Source organism: Nocardia sp. NPDC059236, from assembly GCF_042754085.1.
Taxonomy (GTDB): Bacteria; Actinomycetota; Actinomycetes; order Mycobacteriales; family Mycobacteriaceae; genus Nocardia.
The window spans coordinates 35,641-52,486 of record NZ_JBHZAF010000030.1 but is presented as its reverse complement, the minus strand read 5'-3'; the positions used below and the strand labels follow the sequence as shown (position 1 = coordinate 52,486).

Below are 16,846 nucleotides of genomic sequence, written 5' to 3'. Positions count from 1 at the left end.
CATGACTGACGTCCGGGTTCGTTTCTGCCCGTCACCCACCGGCACACCGCATGTGGGTCTGGTCCGTACCGCCCTGTTCAACTGGGCATACGCGCGCCACCACGGCGGCACCTTCGTCTTCCGCATCGAAGACACCGACGCCGCACGCGATTCCGAGGAGTCCTACAACGCCATCCTCGACGCCCTGCGCTGGCTCGGCCTCACCTGGGACGAGGGCCCCGAGGTCGGCGGCCCCTACGGCCCGTACCGGCAGTCGCAGCGGCGTGACATTCATCTCGATGTGGTGCAGCGCCTGCTGGCGGCGGGGGAGGCCTACGAATCCTTCTCCACCCCTGAGGAAGTCGAGGCCCGGCACAAGGCCGCCGGCCGCGATCCCAAGCTCGGCTACGACAACTTCGACCGCGACCTGACCGCCGAGCAGATCGCCGTCTACAAGGCCGAGGGCCGCCCGGCGGTGGTCCGGCTGCGCATGCCCGACCAGGACCTCACCTGGAACGACCTGGTGCGCGGCGAGACCACCTTCCGCGCGGGCGTGGTCCCCGACTTCGCGCTCACCCGCGGTAATGGCGATCCGCTCTATACGCTGGTCAACCCGGTCGACGACGCCATGATGAAGATCACCCACGTTTTGCGCGGCGAGGATCTGCTGTCCTCCACTCCGCGGCAGCTCGCGCTCTACGAGTCACTGAAACGAATCGGCGTCGCGGAGTTCACCCCGGAGTTCGGTCACCTGCCCTTCGTGATGGGCCAGGGCAACAAGAAGTTGTCCAAGCGTGATCCGGAGTCAAATCTCTTCCATCACCGCGACCGCGGGTTCATTCCCGAGGGTTTGCTGAATTATCTGGCGCTGCTCGGCTGGAGCATCGCCGATGATCATGACCTGTTCTCGATGACCGAGATGGTGGAAGCCTTCGATATCTCGAAGGTGAATTCGAATCCGGCTCGATTCGACCAGAAGAAGGCCGATGCGCTGAACGCCGAACATATTCGGATGCTGAACCCCGGTGATTTTGCTCACCGGCTGCGCGAGTTCCTTACCGGACACGGCCATATCGGCGCCGAGATCGATGAGAAGCTGTTCGAAACCGCGGCCGATCTGGTGCAGACCCGGATCAAGGTGCTCGGCGATGGCTGGGATCTGCTGAAGTTCCTCTTCATCAAGCCCGAAGAGTTCGCCATCGACCCCGCCGCGGAGAAAAAGAATCTCGGCCCCGATGCCGCTCCGGTGCTGCAGGCGGCGGTGAAAGCCCTCGAAGGCGTTTCGGAATGGACCGTCACGCCCCTCGAAGAGGCGCTCAAAGCCGCGCTCATCGACGAACTGGGCCTCAAGCCGAACAAGGCCTTCGCGCCCGTGCGCGTGGCGGTGACCGGATCCCACATCAGCCCGCCGCTGTTCGAGTCGCTGGAACTGCTGGGCCGCGAGCTCACCATGGACCGCATGCGGTCCGCGCTCGCCGGGATCGCCTGAGATCGGTTCCGCGAAGGCCCGCAGGTTATCCGAAATGATGCACAAACCGGCCTCTGACCAGCCGGTTTGTGTATCTGCCGGGGGATGCTGCTAATCTTCTTCTCGGCCGGAAAGCGGTCGGGAGCTTCCCCCGGGAGGAACCCGAAAGTCCAGGTCAATGGGGTATGGTGTAATTGGCAACACAGCTGATTCTGGTTCAGCCATTCTAGGTTCGAGTCCTGGTACCCCAGCTGCGAGAGCTCCGGCTCTCGAATTCGAGAGGCTTCGGCGGACCGCAAAGTCTGCCGAAATCTCATCCTGGTCCCGTCGTCTAGCGGCCTAGGACGCCGCCCTCTCAAGGCGGTAGCGCGGGTTCAAATCCCGTCGGGACTACAAAGCGAAGGCCCCCAGCCGAACGGCTGGGGGCCTTCGCTTTTCCGTATGACCAGGTTGCCGACCGGCGGCGTCATGGTTGCCGACCAGCTGTGCCTATGGTTGCTGACCGGCGGTGCTGCCGCCCAGCGGCATGGCGGGCAAGCCGAGTTTGCGGTGATCCCAGCTGCGGGTGCGCTCGGGCACCACGCGCACGGCCACCCGCTTGTTCAGCATGGCCTCCACGAACGGCTTGGCCTCGTCGCTGTACGGCCCGGTGTAGCGCTCCCAGACGCTGATTCCCACCTTGAACAGCGCCTCGGGGTCGTCGACGACCTCCGCGCGGCCCTCGATGGAAATGCCACGCAGCTGGTCGTAGGTGTCGCCGGCCTCGAGCATCACGGTGATGCGCGGATCGCGGCGCAGATTCACCGTCTTCTGGGCCTTGGCCTTGGTCTCGAACCAGATCTCGCCGTCGATCACCGCGTACCACATGGCGACCAGATGCGGTGCGCCTGTGGCGCCCAGCGTGGCCATGGTGGCGATGCGGCTGCGCTCGATGAATTCGGTGATCTCCTGGTCGGACATCACGATCTGCGCGCGTTGATTAACTCCCATGGGCCGACTGTAATTTACGGCGTATGAGCGCAGTCACAGTGGCCATTTCCTGCCACCTGGCTCACAGCTGGAGCGGCCGGTTCGGCCCTCGAAACGGCACCTCCGGGCCCGGAAGCCGGCGCAGCCCCCGCCGGAATCCGGCGAGGGCTGCGGTCGGGAAGTCGAGAAACTGCAGGCGGGTGCCTGAGCGACCCGTGGGGCTGTCGTGACGGCAGTGGCCACCCCGGGGGTTGCCCCGGGCCCGAAAAGTTCGTCAGAGGCGCTTGTGGAGGGCGTCGGCGGCGGCCACCAGATCGGCGGCCCAGCGGGCGCCCGGCCGGCGGCCCATGCGGTCGATGGGTCCGGATACCGAGACGGCCGCGACCACGCCGCCCGCGGCGTCGCGCACAGGTGCGGACACGCTGGCCACGCCGGCCGCGCGCTCGGCGGCGCTCTGCGCCCACCCGCGGCGGCGCACCTCGGCCAGGGCCCGCTCGCCGAAGACGGCCTCGGGCAGGACCGTGCGCTGCATCTCGGGATCGGCCCAGGCCAGTAGCACTTTGGCGGCCGAGCCCGCGGTGAGCGGCAGGCGAGCTCCGATCGGCACGGTGTCGCGCAGGCCCGCGGCGGGTTCCATGGCGGCCACGCAGACGCGGGCATTGCCGTCACGCCGATAGAGCTGCACGCTCTCGCCGGTGATCTCGCGCAGGCGCGGCAGGATGGTGGCGGCGGCGTCGAGGAGCGGGTCGCTGGCGGTTGTCGCCAGCTCCGACAGGGCCGGGCCGGGCCGCCACAGACCCTGGCTGTCACGGGCCAGCATGCGGTGGGTTTCCAGGCCCACGGCCAGGCGGTGCGCGGTCGCGCGGGGCAGTCCGGTGCGGGTGCAGAGCTCGTTGAGGCCGCAGGGTTGCTCGGCTACGGCGTGCAGGACGGCCATCGCTTTGTCCAGAACCCCGATACCGCTATGCTGTCTCATAGAACGATATTAGCGTCTCGCATGTTGGGAAATGCAAACCAGCCGCTCCCAGCTCGGACGCCAGTCACCGCGCACACCACCGGGCGTGGGCATGTCAATCGAGAGGTGAGCAGTTATGGCCGACCGGCCACGCACTCTGGCGGAGAAGGTCTGGGACCAGCACGTCGTCGTCCGCGGCGCGGGCGAGGGCGCGAATCGCGAACCCGACCTCATCTACATCGACCTGCACCTGGTGCACGAGGTCACCAGCCCGCAGGCGTTCGACGGACTGCGCGCCGCGGGTCGCCCGGTGCGCCGCCCGGATCTCACCATCGCCACCGAGGACCACAACGTCCCGACCATCGACATCGACAAGCCGATCGCGGATCCGGTGTCGCGCCTGCAGGTCGAGACGCTGCGCAAGAACTGCGAGGAATTCGGTGTGCGCCTGCACCCGATGGGCGATCTCGATCAGGGCATCGTCCACGTGGTGGGCCCGCAGCTGGGCCTGACCCAGCCGGGAACCACGGTGGTGTGCGGTGATTCGCACACCTCCACCCACGGTGCGTTCGGCGCGCTGGCCATGGGCATCGGCACCTCGGAAGTGGAACACGTGCTGGCGACGCAGACTTTGTCGCTGCGCCCGTTCAAGACCATGGCCATCAATATCGATGGGCAGCTGCCCGCGGGCGTGACCTCCAAGGACGTGATCCTGGCGGTCATCGCGCAGATCGGCACCGGCGGCGGCCAGGGCTACGTGCTGGAGTACCGCGGCGAGGCGGTGCGCGGCATGTCCATGGAGGCCCGGATGACCATGTGCAACATGTCGATCGAGGCCGGTGCCCGCGCGGGCATGGTCGCGCCCGACGAGGTCACCTACGAGTTCCTGAAGGGCCGCCCGCACGCGCCCGAGGGCGCGGACTGGGAGGCCGCCGTGGCCGCCTGGGACGCCCTGAAGACCGATGAGGGCGCGGTTTTCGACGCGGAGGTCCACATCGACGCCTCCGCGCTGACCCCCTTCGTCACCTGGGGCACCAACCCGGGACAGGGTGCGCCGCTGGGCGACTCGGTGCCGGATCCGGAGCGGATCGTCGACGAGAACGAGCGCGCGGCCGCCGAGAAGGCGCTGCAGTACATGGACCTGCAGCCGGGCACTCCGCTGCGGGATGTCACCGTGGACACGGTTTTCGTGGGTTCGTGCACGAATGGCCGGATCGAGGATTTGCGTGCGGTCGCAGACATTCTGACGGGCCGAAAGGTCGCGGACGGTGTACGCATGCTGATCGTGCCGGGCTCGATGCGGGTGCGGCTGCAGGCGGAAAAAGAGGGTCTGGGCGAGATTTTCACCGCCGCCGGCGCGGAATGGCGCCAGCCGGGATGCTCGATGTGCCTGGGTATGAACCCGGATCAGCTTTCCCCCGGTCAGCGCTGCGCCGCCACCTCGAACCGGAACTTCGAAGGGCGACAGGGCAAGGGCGGTCGCACGCACCTGGTCTCGCCGCTGGTCGCCGCGGCCACCGCGGTGCGCGGAACCCTGTCCTCACCTGCGGATCTGAACTGATCACATTCCGGTAGCGGCCCAGATGCCGCTGCCCCCACAGACTCAGGAGAATCACCGATGGAAGCCTTCAAGGTCCACAAGGGGATCGGCGTTCCGTTGCGCCGATCCAATGTCGACACCGACCAGATCATCCCGGCGGTGTATCTGAAGCGCGTTACCCGAACGGGTTTCGAGGACGGCCTGTTCGCGGCATGGCGGACGGATCCGAACTTCATTCTGAACACCGAGCCCTTCAACCGCGGTAGTGTGCTGGTCGCTGGTCCGGATTTTGGTACCGGATCCTCACGTGAGCACGCCGTTTGGGCCTTGAAGGACTACGGGTTCCGGGTGGTGATCTCGTCTCGCTTCGCCGACATCTTCCGCGGGAACGCGGGCAAGGACGGGCTTCTGACGGCCCGGATGGCGCAGAGCGATGTGGAATTGCTCTGGAAGTTGCTCGAGGAACAGCCGGGTTTGGAATTGGCGGTGGACCTCGAGGCGCGAACCGTCTCGGCCGGAACGGTCGTGTTGCCGTTCGATATTGACGACTACACCCGGTGGCGCCTGCTGGAAGGGCTGGACGACATCGGGCTCACTCTGCAGCACGGTGATGAGATCGACCGGTTCGAAAACGCAAGGCCGACTTGGAAACCCGCCACCATTCCGGCCCGTATTTCGCAGACGTAATCATTGATGGGCGTTAGCTGAACCCCCTCAAACCAGGTAGCTGAGCGTGTGCCATGCGTCATGTATTTCCGCGTGGCACATAGACTCTTGCCCGGAAAGGGTTTACCGTGGTACCTAGTCGGTCCGACGACGGGCCATTAGTCTGCGGAGGATTCAATGAACAAGGCGGAACTGATCGATGTTCTGACCGAGAAGTTGGGTACTGACAGGCGCACCGCTACTGCTGCAGTCGAGCAGATGGTCGACACGATCGTGCGTGCTGTGAACAAAGGTCAGAGCGTCACCATCACCGGATTCGGTGTCTTCGAACAGCGTAAGCGGGCCGCCCGGGTCGCTCGTAACCCGCGCACCGGCGAAACCGTCAAGGTGAAGCCGACTTCGGTGCCGGCGTTCCGTCCCGGCGCTCAGTTCAAGGCGATCATTGCCGGCAAGCAGAAGATCGCTTCGAGCGGCCCGGCCGTGAAGCGCGGTGTGGCCGCCCCGGTTTCGGGTAAGACCACCGCCAAGAAGACCACCGCCAAGAAGACGGCCAAGAAGGCCGCCACCAAGGCGCCGGCCAAGACCACGGCCAAGAAGGCCGCCTCGAAGGCGCCCGCCAAGAAGGCCACGGCCAAGAAGACGGTGGCGAAGAAGACGGTCGCGAAGAAGACCCCGGCCAAGGCCACTGCTGCCAAGAAGACCACGGTCGCCAAGAAGGCCACCAAGGCCACCGCTTCGAAGGCCACCGCCAAGAAGACGGCCAAGAAGGCTCCCGCCAAGAAGACCGCGGCCAAGCGCACCGCTCGCCGGTAGCGAGGCCACAACCCGTCGCTGACGGGGGTTTTCGAGCAGGACGACACGTGAAACGGCCCGGCATCGCCGGGCCGTTTCGTATGTGCGGGGGCGGGTTGTGCGGGGGTGGGTTGGGGGTTCGAGGGGGGTTGGAATCGGCAGTACGCCCGGCGGAAATCGGCAGTGCGCCGGATGGATTCGGCCGGACAGGGGCCGGTACGGGGGCGTTCCAAGGGTTCTCGCCGGGCCGGGCCGCCGGCCGGCGGGGAAAAAACGCTCGCCGACGGGCCGGAAAGCCGTCAGCCCCGGGGGAGATCGGCCGGGGTGAGAGCGCGGTCGAGATGGTCGGCCGCGATCAGACGGCCGTCGTGGAAGGACAGCACCCAGACGCTGCCCTTGCGGTTGCGGGCCGGTGGCAGGCTGATGCCGTCGGCGGCGGCCCACCACTCCAGCAGATCCGGAATCACCTTGCCCTGACTGGAGATCACCCGCACGGTGTCGGCGGAGACCAGGTCACGGGCGCGTTTGCGGGCGGCATCGGGTGCTGCCGCATAACCGGATTCGGAGAACAGCGGTTCGAGTTCCACGTCCACGCCCAGCTTTTCCGCCAGCGGGGTCACAGTTTGGACACAGCGGTCCGGTGGGGCGGAGAGGATTTCGGCCGCGCCGAAGGCGAGCAGGTTCGGCACCAGGGCGCGAGCCTGTGCGCGACCGGCCTTTTCGAGCGGGCGCAGATCGTCGTCACCGGCGAAACGGTCGCTGCGACCGGCCTTGGCGTGCCGCACCAGCAGCAGGGTGGCGGTTTCGGCGGGCTGGCGCAGGAAGTTCCGGACGATGCTGCGGTCCATGGGATAGGACAGGGCGTCCATCACGGTGTCGAGTCGGCGCCAGTCCAGGGCGTCGACCTCCGGATTGGATTCGAACGCCCCGTCCAGGACCCGGGCGGCCCAGTAGTCCACTCGCTTGAGCTTGCGATGCCCGGTCACCGGATACGTCACGTGGCCCAGATAGCGGCCCAGGCGCGAATTCAGGCCCGTTTCCTCGGCCACCTCGCGCACGGCCGTGACCACCGGCGTCTCACCGGGATCCAATTTCCCCTTGGGCAGCGACCAGTCGTCGTATTTGGGCCGGTGCACCAGGGCGATCTCGAGCCCGCCATCCGCCGCCGGACGCCACAGCACCGCGCCCGCCGCCAGAATATTGGCGGCGACGCGGGGATCGGCGAAATCGGCGGCAGGATCGAAGTGAGCCGGGCTCACTGGTGCACCGGACGTCGCAGCCGCATCAGGTGCTCCTGGTGATCGCGGATCTGATCGCCGGGGACGTCGGGTCCGGGCTGGGCGGCCCAGCTGCCGTCGGCCTGCAGCACCCAGCAGCGGGTGGCCGGGTGCAGCGCGGAGTCGAACACCTGGCCCAGTTGCTCGGTCAGCTTCGGATCCTTCACCTGCGCCAGCACTTCCACGCGCCGGTCGAGGTTGCGGTGCATCATGTCGGCGCTGCCGATCCAGTACTCGTTCTGGGCCTGGAAGTGCAGAACACGCGAATGTTCCAGGAAGCGGCCGAGAATCGAGCGCACCCGGATGTTCTCGCTCATACCCGCCACCCCGGGCCGCAGCCCGCAGATGCCGCGCACCACGATGTCGACCGACACCCCGGCCTGGGAGGCGCGGTATAGGGCGTCGATGATCTGCTCGTCGACGATAGCGTTGGCCTTCAGCCGGATTCGCGCCGGTTCGCCCTGCGAGGCCAGCTCGACCTCGCGCTCGATGCGTTCGACGATGCCGGCGCGCACGCCGGTCGGGGCGACCAGCAGGTTGCGGTAGTTGGCCTTTCGCGAGTACCCGGTCAGCGAGTTGAACAGGTCGGTGAGGTCCGCGCCGATCTCCGGTGCGGCCGTGAGCAATCCGACGTCCTCGTACAGGCGTGCGGTCTTAGGGTTGTAATTGCCGGTGCCGATGTGGCAGTAGCGACGGATGGTGGCACCCTCGCGCCGCACCACCAGGCAGGTCTTGCAGTGGGTCTTGAGCCCGACCAGGCCGTAGACCACGTGCACGCCGGCCTGCTCCAGCGCCCGCGCCCATTTGATATTGGCCTGCTCGTCGAAGCGGGCCTTGATCTCGACCAGCGCGACCACCTGCTTGCCCGCCTCGGCGGCGTCGATGAGCGCGTTGACGATGGGGGAGTCACCCGAGGTGCGGTACAGGGTCTGCTTGATGGCCAGCACCTGCGGGTCGGCGGCGGCCTGCTCGATGAAGCGCTGCACGCTGGTGGAGAAGGAGTCGTAGGGGTGGTGCACCAGCACGTCGTTCTCGCGCAGGGCGGCGAAAACGTTTCGGGGCGTTTCGCGTTCGCCGAACGCCGGCGGGGTGGCCGGGACGTAGGGGGCGTCCTTGAGGCTGGGGCGGTCCACGCCGTAGACCTGCCACAGGCAGGACAGGTCGAGCAGGCCGGGCACCTGGATGACGTCGGCCGGGTCCACGTCGAGTTCGCGCAGCAGCAGATCGAGCATGTGCTCGGTCATGTCGTCGGAGACTTCCAGCCGCACCGGGGATCCGAAGCGGCGGCGGGCGAGTTCGCGCTCCAGGGCCTGCAGCAGGTCCTCGTCGCGGTCCTCCTCGACCTCCAGGTCGGCATTGCGGGTGATCCGGAACGAATGCTGTTCCACCACTTCCATTCCCGGGAACAGCTGATCCAGGTGCGCGGCGATCAGCTCCTCCATCGGGAGGAAGGCGGCCAGGGACGGGCCTTGTGCCGCAGCGGAATCGCGGTTCGAGGCGGTATTGCCGGTCGCGACCCGGCGGACCCGGACGAAGCGATCCACATTGTCGGGCACCTTGACCCGGGCGAAGTGCTCACCGCCGGTGATCGAATCCTTCACCGTCACAGCGAGATTCAGGCTCAGGCCACTGATGTAGGGGAACGGGTGGGCCGGGTCGACCGCCAGCGGGGTCAGCACCGGGAAGACCTGGTCCTGGAAATATCCGGACAGGCGCTGCCGTTCGGTGTCCTCCAGATCGGCCCAGCGGATGATGGCGATGCCCTCGGCTGTCAGCGCGGGCAGCACCTGGTCCAGGAAGACGCGGGCGTGGCGCTCGCCGATCTCCTGGGTACGGACGGCGATCATCTCGAGCTGCTCGGTGGGCGACAGGCCGTCGGCGGACCGCACCGACAGTCCGGTTTCCGCGCGGCGCTTCAGACCGGCCACCCGGACCATGTAGAACTCGTCCAGATTCGAGGCGAAAATGGCGAGGAATTTGGCGCGCTCGAGCAGCGGCTGGGAATGGTCCTCGGCGAGGGCGAGGACGCGGGCGTTGAAATCGAGCCAGCTGAGTTCCCGATTGACATACCGGTCCGCCGGCAGCGGCGTTAAGGCGGTGGGCGGTGGGGTTGCCGCGGGCGGCGCCGCCGGTAGTAGCGGCGGTTGCTTGACGGTATCCGTATCGCTCACTCTCACGATCATTCCTTATGTCGCGGGTGGGGTGCCGAACTGACACCGTCCATTGCAGCGCAGATCACGCGGCGTCAGCACAGTGAGGACCCGGCTCGGTGCATATCTTCGATTCCTCGACACGCCTGCGACACGCCGATTTCACGCAGCAGCGCGCGGGTGGCCGTTCCGACCCCGAGCGCGGCGGCGCGCTCGAGATCCGCGGCGGTGTCGACGTCCTGCCGCAGCCCGGGCCACTTGCCCAGCAACTCCACCGCGCCGCCGGCGATGTGGCGGCGGGCGGAGTCCGGACCGAAAAGCGGGTTCAGCGCGGCGGATCCGCCGCGCACCAGCAGGGCGACGGTGCCGCTGCCCTCGTGATCGGCGACCACCGAGCGCTGATGCCCGGTGCTCGCCAGCATGTCGCAGAGTTCGGCCGGGCGCAGCGCGGGCAGATCCGCTTGCAGGGCAAGCAGATCGACCGGGCCGTGGGCCTTCCGCACCGCGGCCGCGCCCGCGGCCAGGGCGGCGTTCAGTCCGCTCGTGTGCGGCGGGATCGCGGTGGGTTCGGGATGGACCGTCGCGCCCAGGTCGCGCACCAGATCGGCGACCGCCGGATCCGGGGTCACCACCGTCACCGAGGCCACCCCGCGGGCGGCGGCCGCGGCGGTCACCGTGTCCGACAGCATGGCCAGCACCAGGCGCGGCCGCTGATGCGCGGACAGCCCATCGGACAACCGACTCTTGGCGAGTCCGAGACTCTTGACCGCGATGACCGCGTGCACGGCTGTGTTCACTGTGCTCTCCGCTCCGCTCCGGCCGCGCGCATGCCCGAATCCTCCCACTCCAAGATGACGGCCGTGTGAGCGGCGTCGAATTCCAGGAGATGCCACAACGGCATGGCTCCGATCACACACGCATATATTGAGCAGATGGCAAGGGCAGCGGTGTTGGGCGCGGGGTCGTGGGGGACCGCGTTCGCGAAGGTGTTGGCGGAGGCGGGAACCGAGACCACCGTGTGGGCTCGACGGCCGGAGGTGGCCAAAGTGCTTGCCACCGAGCATCGCAATCCCTGGTATCTGCCGGATGTGGCGTTGCCGCCCCTGGCCGCGACCGATGATCCCGCGGTCGCGCTGGACGGTGCCGACATCGTGGTGCTCGCGGTGCCCTCGCAGTCGCTGCGCGCCAATCTCGCGGCCTGGAAGGACCTGATTCCGGCCGACGCCACGTTGCTGAGTCTGGCCAAGGGCATCGAGACCGGGACCCTGTTGCGCATGAGCCAGGTCGTCGCGGAGGTCAGCGGCGCGGATCCGAGCCGGATCGCGGTGCTGTCGGGCCCGAACCTGTCGCACGAGATCGCGGCCGGCCAGCCCGCCGCGACGGTGGTGGCCTGCCCGGACGTGGCGCGGGCCGAGGCGGTCCAGCACGCCTGCGCCACCGGCTATTTCCGGCCGTACACCAATTCCGATGTGATCGGCTGTGAGATCGGCGGCGCCTGCAAGAACGTGATCGCGCTGGCCTGCGGTATCGCCTCGGGGATGGGGTTGGGTGACAACTCGATCGCCACCCTCATCACCCGCGGGCTGGCCGAGATCATCCGGCTCGGGGTGGCCGTGGGCGCGGAGCCGGTCACCTTCGCGGGGCTGGCGGGTGTCGGCGATCTGGTGGCCACCTGCACCTCGCCGCTGTCGCGCAATCGCTCCTTCGGGCACGCGCTGGGTGCGGGCGGCACCATGGAGACCGCGCTGGACGCCACTCATGGCCAGGTCGTGGAGGGTGTGAAGTCCTGCACATCGGTGCGGGCGCTGGCCGCGGCGCACGGGGTGGAAATGCCGCTCACCAATGCCGTGCACCAGGTGTGCCACGAGGGGCTGTCGGCGGCCGAGGCGGTCGGGCAGTTGCAGGGTCGCCGCCTGAAATCGGAATGACCTGTCCCTGGTCGGGGCGACCGTGTAACACTGCCGCCATATTCGACCGGGTACGGTTCGGGGCATGACCAACAGGACCAGGGTGGCGGTGGTGTTCGGCGGCCGCAGCAACGAGCACGGGGTGTCGTGTGTCTCGGCACGCACCGTGCTGGCGAGCCTCGATCCCGAACGGTACGAGGCGGTTCCGATCGGCATCACGCGCGACGGCACCTGGGTGCTCGGCGACGCGGATCCGCGGGCGCTGTCCGCGCAGGATCGGGCGCTACCCGTGGTCGACGAACAGGGCACCGCGCTGGCGCTGACCGCCGATCCCTCGCGCGGCGGCGCGCTGGTGCCGCTGGACGGCGCCGACACCGTACTGGGCGCCGTGGACGTGGTGTTCCCGGTGCTGCACGGCGCCTTCGGTGAGGACGGCACCCTGCAGGGTCTGCTGGAGCTGGCCGAGCTGCCCTACGTGGGTCCGGGCGTGCTGGCCAGCGCGGCCGGGATGGACAAGGAGTTCACCAAGAAACTCCTTGCGGCCGAAGGTCTTCCGATCGGTGTGCAGGTGGTGCTGCGGCCCGGCGTGGCGACGGTCGCCGACACCGACCGGGCCCGCCTGGCGCTGCCGGTCTTCGTGAAGCCCGCCCGCGGCGGGTCGTCCATCGGCATCACCAAGGTGGACAGCTGGGACGAGCTCGACGCCGCCATCGAGAGCGCGCGCCGCCACGACCCGAAGGTGATCGTGGAGGCCGGCATCGTCGGCCGCGAAGTCGAGTGCGGCGTCCTGGAATTCCCGGACGGCCGGGTGGAAGCCAGTGTGGTGGCCGAGATCCGGATGCCCGAGGACGACGCCGAGGTGCCCGCCTTCTACGATTTCGACACCAAGTACCTCGACGACGTCTGCGAGTTCGACGTTCCCGCCAAGCTGGACGACGATGTGTCCCAGCAGATCCGGGAGCTGGCGGTGCAGGCCTTCCGGGCGCTGGACTGCCAGGGCCTGGCCCGCGTCGACTTCTTCGTGACCGCCGACGGGCCGGTCATCAACGAGATCAACACCATGCCCGGGTTCACCGCCATCTCCATGTACCCGCGCATGTGGGAGGCCACCGGCATCGACAACCGGACGCTGGTGAGCACCCTCATCGAGACGGCTCGCGCGCGCGGCACCGGCCTGCGCTGACCGCATCCCCGGCGGCCCGGTTCATCAATTCGGATGAGGGACCGGGCCGTTCGCATACGACCTGCGGGCGACGGCGGCCGCCTCGGGCCGGGCGTAGCCTCGATCTGGTGATCGTGGCTCTGACGATTCCCGGCCTGGCACTGCTGATCATCGCGGTGGCCTTCGCCGATGTGGCCTACCGCAGGGTGACCGGGCGCACCGCGCTGCCGTGGATGCGGGCCGAGGATGGCGACCGCAGCGCGGCGGCCATCGGCCTGGAGCAGTTCGACGCGGCATTCAACTCGGCCAAGCGGTACGAGATGGAGCAGCGGCAGTCGGTGCTGATGCACCGGGAGAACCCGGGCGACGGGGACGAGGGCGTGGAGATCGACCTCACGTCCGGGAAGGCCACGCTCCGCAAGCGCTGACGGATAGAGCGAGCACCGACAGATATATATCTGCCGGACCGGCCGCCGTCAGTTCGGGATCGGGTTCGGGTCGATCGGCTTCTGCGGGATCGTCTGCTGGATGGCCGCCGAAATGTCCTGCAGCGGAGCGGGTCCGGCATTGTCGGGCATGGTCAGCGCGATGTAGATGCCACGGTCCACCGCCCAGTAGGTGCCGGAGGTGACACCGCTGGTCTGGTCACGCACCTCGAACCAGTTGACGCCCGAGTCCCCATTGACCGCTTTGCTGGTCTGGATCTGGTTCATGCTCGAGGACTTGACGAATTCCAGCGGCCGATCCAGGCCGCAGCGCACCACGATGGCGTCGCCGCCGTCCGGCAGCTGCCAGGCGTGCGTGGCGGGCGGCGCGGGCTGTACCAGCTCGGAGGTGGTGTAGTCGCCGATCTTGTCGGGCAGTGCAGGCATCAGGGCGGTGCACTCCGGGCCGGACGCGGTGGGCGCGGGCACGGCGCCCAGAACCAGCGGGTCGCGGCTGTGATGACGATTGGCCAGCACACCCATGACGAGCAGCGCGACGACCAGCGCGACCGGGAGGGCGACGGCGGTGGCGATGAGCGCGGGCGAGCGGCGGACCTCATAGTCCTCGTCCGAGTCCTGGCTCGCGGCAGCCTCTTCAACGGCGTCGGAATCCTTCGACTCCGCGGCCTCCGAGTCCTCCGACTTCGCGCCGTCTGCGGTCTCCGCCGCCGTGGCGTCCGTGGCCTCCGCCGCCGTGGCGTCGGCAGCCTTCGCCGCGTCGGCTTCGGTCGCGTCGGTGCGCTCCGGCGTGGTGTCCGGTTCGGTGCCGCGGGTGTCGTTGCTCATCCGGTCGTCGGTCCCCGATCGTGGCGTGCCGGGCACGCGTCCCGGCTGCTGGTCGTCGATTGCGGGTTCGAGGGTACCGTCGAGCGGTCAGGCGTCCGCATCACACTCGTCCCGAAGGAGACCGCCATCACCGCCAGCAGCAGGCCGCAGTCTGTTCCGGCCGCCCGCACCGTGGGCGAGCTCGGGGAATTCGGGCTCATCGCGCTGGTGAACCAGGGGCGGACGCAGACGCCGGGGGTGCTGCTCGGTCCGGGTGACGACGCGGCGGTGATCGCCGCGCCCGAGGGGCGGTTCGTGGTGACCACCGACATGCTGGTGCAGGACCGGCACTTCCGCACCGACTGGTCGAGCGCGCACGATATCGGCCGCAAGGCCATTGCCCAGAACGCCGCGGACGTGGTCGCCATGGGCGCGGTGCCCAGCGCCTTCGTGGTGGGCCTGGGCTGCCCGTCGGACACCCCGGTCGAATTCATGCGTGCGCTGGCGGACGGCCTGTGGGCCGAGGCCGGTCGGGCCGGGGCATCCATCGCGGGTGGCGACATGGTCCGCAGCCCGCTGCTGATCATTTCGGTGACGGCGTTCGGCGATCCGCGCCGCGCGCCCATCAAACTGTCGGGGGCGCGGCCGGGCGATGTGGTGGCGGTGGCCGGGCGGCTGGGCTGGTCGGCCGCGGGGCTGGCGGTGCTGACGGCCGGGGCCGACGCCGCCGAGTTCGCGGACGCGGTTGCCGCGCACCGGGTTCCGCGGCCGCCGTACGAGGCGGTGCTGGAGCTGCCGGACACCGCGGAGATCACCGCGCTGACCGATGTGTCGGACGGGCTGCTCGCTGATCTCGGGCATATCGCCGAATCCTCCGGTGTGGCCATCGATCTGGCGGCGGCGACGCTGACCGATCCCGGTCTGGAGGCGGTGGGGAAGGCGCTGGGCGACGACCCCCTCGACTGGATTCTGGCGGGCGGCGAGGATCACGCATTCGCAGCGACTTTCGCCGATTCGGACGATTTGCCGGAGGGCTGGGTGCGCATCGGCCAGGTCCGCGCAGGCGCGGGCGTCACCGTCGACGGCACCCTCCGGTCCGGACCGGCCGGTTGGGAATCCTTCGCATAGCCGGGTCCGGTACCGCGATGAAACTCGACACGATAAGTTTTCCCGACATGGGTGCGAAACCACTGTCGGAAGTCATCGATACGGGCTGGGCCGAGGCCCTCGAGCCGGTGACCGACCGCATTGCCGCGATGGGTGAATTCCTGCGAACCGAAAACGCCGAGGGGCGTGGCTATCTCCCGAAGGGGGAGAACGTGCTGCGGGCCTTCCAGCGGCCGTTCGACAAGGTGCGGGTCCTCATCGTCGGCCAGGATCCGTATCCGACTCCGGGCCATCCGGTGGGGCTGAGTTTCTCGGTGGCCCCGGATGTTTCGCCCATTCCGCGCAGCCTGTCGAACATCTACTCGGAGTACTCCAAGGATCTCGGCTTCCCGACGCCGTCCAACGGTGATCTGTCGCCGTGGTGCGATCAGGGGGTGCTGATGCTGAACCGAGTGCTGACCGTGCAGCCGGGCCAGCCGGCCTCGCATCGCGGCAAGGGCTGGGAAGCGGTGACCGAGCAGGCAATTCGCGCGCTCGTGGCCCGGGACCAGCCGCTGGTGGCGATTCTGTGGGGCCGCGACGCCTCGACATTGAAGCCCATGCTGGGCAGCACTCCGTACATCGAATCCGCCCATCCCTCACCGCTGTCGGCTTCGCGAGGATTCTTCGGTTCTCGGCCTTTCTCCCGAACGAACGAATTGCTGGGTACCCTAGGGGCCGCGCCGGTGGACTGGCGTCTGCCGTAGCGCTGATCCGTTACCTGATTCAGGAGCATGTGTATGCAGAAGAAGACTGCCCGTGGTGTTTTCGTCGCGCTGGCCGCGGGCGCGGCGCTGGCCGCGGCCCCGGCCGCCGCGAACGCCGAGCCGTTGACGCTGGACCCGTACGTCCCCGATGTGAAGACCACCACGGTCACCCCGGTCGGCAGCCTGCTCGACACCAACAGCGTGAGCGGCCTGTCGTCGAACGTGACCTCGCGCCTGGCGTGCGTGGTGCAGTCGATCAGCCAGCAGGTGGACTGCATCAACGGCGCGGCGTGATCCCGGGCGTCGGGCGCCGGTCCTCGTCGCGCGGCGCCCGGCGCACCATCCGCACTTGGATTGCGGGACTGAAGGCTTCGACTCGGCGTTCCCCGTCGGGTTCGAAGCCGTACTTCTTGTAGAAGGCCTGCGCGCGGGGGTTCTCCTCGAACACCCAGAGTGAGGTGTCGGCGTCGTCCGACAGCACCGTGCGCATCAGCTCGTCGGCGAGGCCGGTGCCGTAGTAGGCGGCACGCACGTACATGGCATTGAGTTCCCGTGGCGTGGGCGAGTTCTCCTCGGCCGCGGGGCCGGCGGCCGCGAATCCGACGACGGTGTCGTCGACGACGGCGACCCACACGTGCCCCGGATACTTCACCCGGACCCGGTCCCAGGCCGCGGCGCGCCGATCCACATCGAAGGCGTCCAGCACGTGCTGAGGGATCAGGCCCTGATACGCCTCACGCCAGCAGGCAACGTGGCAGGCGCCGAGACTGTGGGCGTGCTCGGCCCCGAGCGGGACCACCCGCCATTCGCTCATGCGTCCTCCCACTGCAGACAAAAGCCCCGGATCACCCAATTCTGGGTGCCGGGGCTTCTGTGGA

At 68.3% G+C, this 16,846-nt stretch carries 17 protein-coding genes and 2 tRNA genes; 12 read left to right on the top strand and 7 right to left on the bottom strand.

Annotated features, from left to right (window positions below; all coding sequences use genetic code 11):
- Nucleotide 1 precedes the first annotated feature (1 nt).
- From gltX to ACFXIV_RS43480, 3 genes are all read left to right on the top strand, one after another.
- Nucleotides 2-1,468 (top strand): glutamate--tRNA ligase, encoded by a 1,467-nt coding sequence (gene gltX / locus ACFXIV_RS43490; protein WP_379402805.1) that lies wholly within the window; start codon nt 2-4, stop codon nt 1,466-1,468.
- A 158-nt stretch (nt 1,469-1,626) separates the two neighbouring features.
- Nucleotides 1,627-1,698, top strand: a tRNA-Gln gene (locus ACFXIV_RS43485).
- A 69-nt stretch (nt 1,699-1,767) separates the two neighbouring features.
- Nucleotides 1,768-1,840, top strand: a tRNA-Glu gene (locus ACFXIV_RS43480).
- A 96-nt stretch (nt 1,841-1,936) separates the two neighbouring features.
- On the opposite strand, the gene ACFXIV_RS43475 is transcribed toward ACFXIV_RS43480, so the two are convergent.
- Nucleotides 1,937-2,437 carry a pyridoxamine 5'-phosphate oxidase family protein gene (locus tag ACFXIV_RS43475; RefSeq protein WP_379402804.1) on the bottom strand — a complete coding sequence of 167 codons (501 nt, stop codon included), beginning with the start codon at nt 2,435-2,437 and terminating at the stop codon, nt 1,937-1,939.
- A gap of 253 nt (nt 2,438-2,690) precedes the next feature.
- Complete coding sequence (locus ACFXIV_RS43470) at nt 2,691-3,392, bottom strand: IclR family transcriptional regulator (RefSeq protein WP_354837888.1); 702 nt, start codon at nt 3,390-3,392, stop codon at nt 2,691-2,693.
- Nucleotides 3,393-3,507: 115 nt separating this feature from the next.
- Between ACFXIV_RS43470 and leuC the strand changes: the two genes are divergently transcribed.
- The 3 genes from leuC to ACFXIV_RS43455 all read left to right on the top strand — a co-directional run bounded on the left by leuC (nt 3,508) and on the right by ACFXIV_RS43455 (nt 6,390).
- Nucleotides 3,508-4,932, top strand: a complete 1,425-nt coding sequence (gene leuC, locus ACFXIV_RS43465; protein ID WP_379402803.1) for a 3-isopropylmalate dehydratase large subunit — start codon at nt 3,508-3,510, stop codon at nt 4,930-4,932.
- 57 nt (nt 4,933-4,989) lie between these two features.
- Nucleotides 4,990-5,598: a 3-isopropylmalate dehydratase small subunit gene (gene leuD, locus ACFXIV_RS43460; protein ID WP_379402802.1), complete on the top strand. Its 609-nt coding sequence runs from the start codon at nt 4,990-4,992 to the stop codon at nt 5,596-5,598.
- A gap of 156 nt (nt 5,599-5,754) precedes the next feature.
- Complete coding sequence (locus tag ACFXIV_RS43455; RefSeq protein ID WP_379402801.1) at nt 5,755-6,390, top strand: HU family DNA-binding protein; 636 nt, start codon at nt 5,755-5,757, stop codon at nt 6,388-6,390.
- 278 nt (nt 6,391-6,668) lie between these two features.
- Here ACFXIV_RS43455 and ACFXIV_RS43450 read toward each other — a convergent pair whose 3' ends face one another.
- The 3 genes from ACFXIV_RS43450 to cofC all read right to left on the bottom strand — a co-directional run bounded on the left by ACFXIV_RS43450 (nt 6,669) and on the right by cofC (nt 10,593).
- The gene (locus ACFXIV_RS43450) at nt 6,669-7,628 is read right to left on the bottom strand and encodes an NUDIX domain-containing protein (RefSeq protein WP_379402800.1); all 960 of its coding nucleotides are present in this window, start codon (nt 7,626-7,628) and stop codon (nt 6,669-6,671) included.
- A complete protein-coding gene (locus tag ACFXIV_RS43445; RefSeq protein ID WP_379402799.1) occupies nt 7,625-9,829 on the bottom strand; it encodes an RNA degradosome polyphosphate kinase in 2,205 nt (734 codons plus the stop codon). Before ACFXIV_RS43445 ends, ACFXIV_RS43450 begins: the two co-directional genes overlap by 4 nt.
- A gap of 62 nt (nt 9,830-9,891) precedes the next feature.
- Nucleotides 9,892-10,593: a 2-phospho-L-lactate guanylyltransferase gene (gene cofC / locus ACFXIV_RS43440; RefSeq protein ID WP_379402798.1), complete on the bottom strand. Its 702-nt coding sequence runs from the start codon at nt 10,591-10,593 to the stop codon at nt 9,892-9,894.
- A 135-nt stretch (nt 10,594-10,728) separates the two neighbouring features.
- On the opposite strand from cofC, the gene ACFXIV_RS43435 reads away from it, so the two are divergent.
- From ACFXIV_RS43435 to ACFXIV_RS43425, 3 genes are all read left to right on the top strand, one after another.
- A complete protein-coding gene (locus ACFXIV_RS43435; RefSeq protein ID WP_379402797.1) occupies nt 10,729-11,724 on the top strand; it encodes an NAD(P)H-dependent glycerol-3-phosphate dehydrogenase in 996 nt (331 codons plus the stop codon).
- Nucleotides 11,725-11,788: 64 nt separating this feature from the next.
- Nucleotides 11,789-12,886, top strand: coding sequence for a D-alanine--D-alanine ligase family protein (locus tag ACFXIV_RS43430; protein ID WP_379402796.1), 1,098 nt, complete (start codon nt 11,789-11,791; stop codon nt 12,884-12,886).
- Between the two features lie 107 nt (nt 12,887-12,993).
- Complete coding sequence (locus ACFXIV_RS43425; RefSeq protein ID WP_379402795.1) at nt 12,994-13,293, top strand: DUF6191 domain-containing protein; 300 nt, start codon at nt 12,994-12,996, stop codon at nt 13,291-13,293.
- A gap of 48 nt (nt 13,294-13,341) precedes the next feature.
- Here the strand turns inward: ACFXIV_RS43425 and ACFXIV_RS43420 are convergent, their stop codons facing one another.
- The gene (locus ACFXIV_RS43420; protein ID WP_379402794.1) at nt 13,342-14,136 is read right to left on the bottom strand and encodes a DUF3515 domain-containing protein; all 795 of its coding nucleotides are present in this window, start codon (nt 14,134-14,136) and stop codon (nt 13,342-13,344) included.
- A 171-nt stretch (nt 14,137-14,307) separates the two neighbouring features.
- Here ACFXIV_RS43420 and ACFXIV_RS43415 point away from each other — a divergent pair, with 171 nt between their 5' ends.
- From ACFXIV_RS43415 to ACFXIV_RS43405, 3 genes are read left to right on the top strand one after another with little or no spacing between them, the layout of a single operon-like run.
- A complete protein-coding gene (locus tag ACFXIV_RS43415) occupies nt 14,308-15,243 on the top strand; it encodes a thiamine-phosphate kinase (RefSeq protein ID WP_379402793.1) in 936 nt (311 codons plus the stop codon).
- Nucleotides 15,244-15,290: 47 nt separating this feature from the next.
- A complete protein-coding gene (locus ACFXIV_RS43410) occupies nt 15,291-15,968 on the top strand; it encodes a uracil-DNA glycosylase (RefSeq protein WP_354837984.1) in 678 nt (225 codons plus the stop codon).
- Nucleotides 15,969-16,001: 33 nt separating this feature from the next.
- A complete protein-coding gene (locus ACFXIV_RS43405; RefSeq protein WP_354837864.1) occupies nt 16,002-16,262 on the top strand; it encodes a hypothetical protein in 261 nt (86 codons plus the stop codon).
- Here ACFXIV_RS43405 and ACFXIV_RS43400 read toward each other — a convergent pair.
- A complete protein-coding gene (locus tag ACFXIV_RS43400) occupies nt 16,246-16,782 on the bottom strand; it encodes a GNAT family N-acetyltransferase (RefSeq protein ID WP_379402792.1) in 537 nt (178 codons plus the stop codon). The genes ACFXIV_RS43405 and ACFXIV_RS43400 overlap by 17 nt on opposite strands.
- Nucleotides 16,783-16,846: the final 64 nt, after the last annotated feature.

Bases quoted from the DNA above. Each gene is read 5' to 3' on its own strand.
- gltX (WP_379402805.1), top strand. From the start codon at position 2: ATGACTGACGTCCGGGTTCGTTTCTGCCCGTCACCCACCGGCACACCG.
- ACFXIV_RS43475 (WP_379402804.1), bottom strand. From the start codon at position 2,437: ATGGGAGTTAATCAACGCGCGCAGATCGTGATGTCCGACCAGGAGATC.
- ACFXIV_RS43470 (WP_354837888.1), bottom strand. From the start codon at position 3,392: ATGAGACAGCATAGCGGTATCGGGGTTCTGGACAAAGCGATGGCCGTC.
- leuC (WP_379402803.1), top strand. From the start codon at position 3,508: ATGGCCGACCGGCCACGCACTCTGGCGGAGAAGGTCTGGGACCAGCAC.
- leuD (WP_379402802.1), top strand. From the start codon at position 4,990: ATGGAAGCCTTCAAGGTCCACAAGGGGATCGGCGTTCCGTTGCGCCGA.
- ACFXIV_RS43455 (WP_379402801.1), top strand. From the start codon at position 5,755: ATGAACAAGGCGGAACTGATCGATGTTCTGACCGAGAAGTTGGGTACT.
- ACFXIV_RS43445 (WP_379402799.1), bottom strand. From the start codon at position 9,829: ATGATCGTGAGAGTGAGCGATACGGATACCGTCAAGCAACCGCCGCTA.
- ACFXIV_RS43435 (WP_379402797.1), top strand. From the start codon at position 10,729: ATGGCAAGGGCAGCGGTGTTGGGCGCGGGGTCGTGGGGGACCGCGTTC.
- ACFXIV_RS43430 (WP_379402796.1), top strand. From the start codon at position 11,789: ATGACCAACAGGACCAGGGTGGCGGTGGTGTTCGGCGGCCGCAGCAAC.
- ACFXIV_RS43420 (WP_379402794.1), bottom strand. From the start codon at position 14,136: ATGAGCAACGACACCCGCGGCACCGAACCGGACACCACGCCGGAGCGC.
- ACFXIV_RS43410 (WP_354837984.1), top strand. From the start codon at position 15,291: ATGGGTGCGAAACCACTGTCGGAAGTCATCGATACGGGCTGGGCCGAG.
- ACFXIV_RS43405 (WP_354837864.1), top strand. From the start codon at position 16,002: ATGCAGAAGAAGACTGCCCGTGGTGTTTTCGTCGCGCTGGCCGCGGGC.
- ACFXIV_RS43400 (WP_379402792.1), bottom strand. From the start codon at position 16,782: ATGAGCGAATGGCGGGTGGTCCCGCTCGGGGCCGAGCACGCCCACAGT.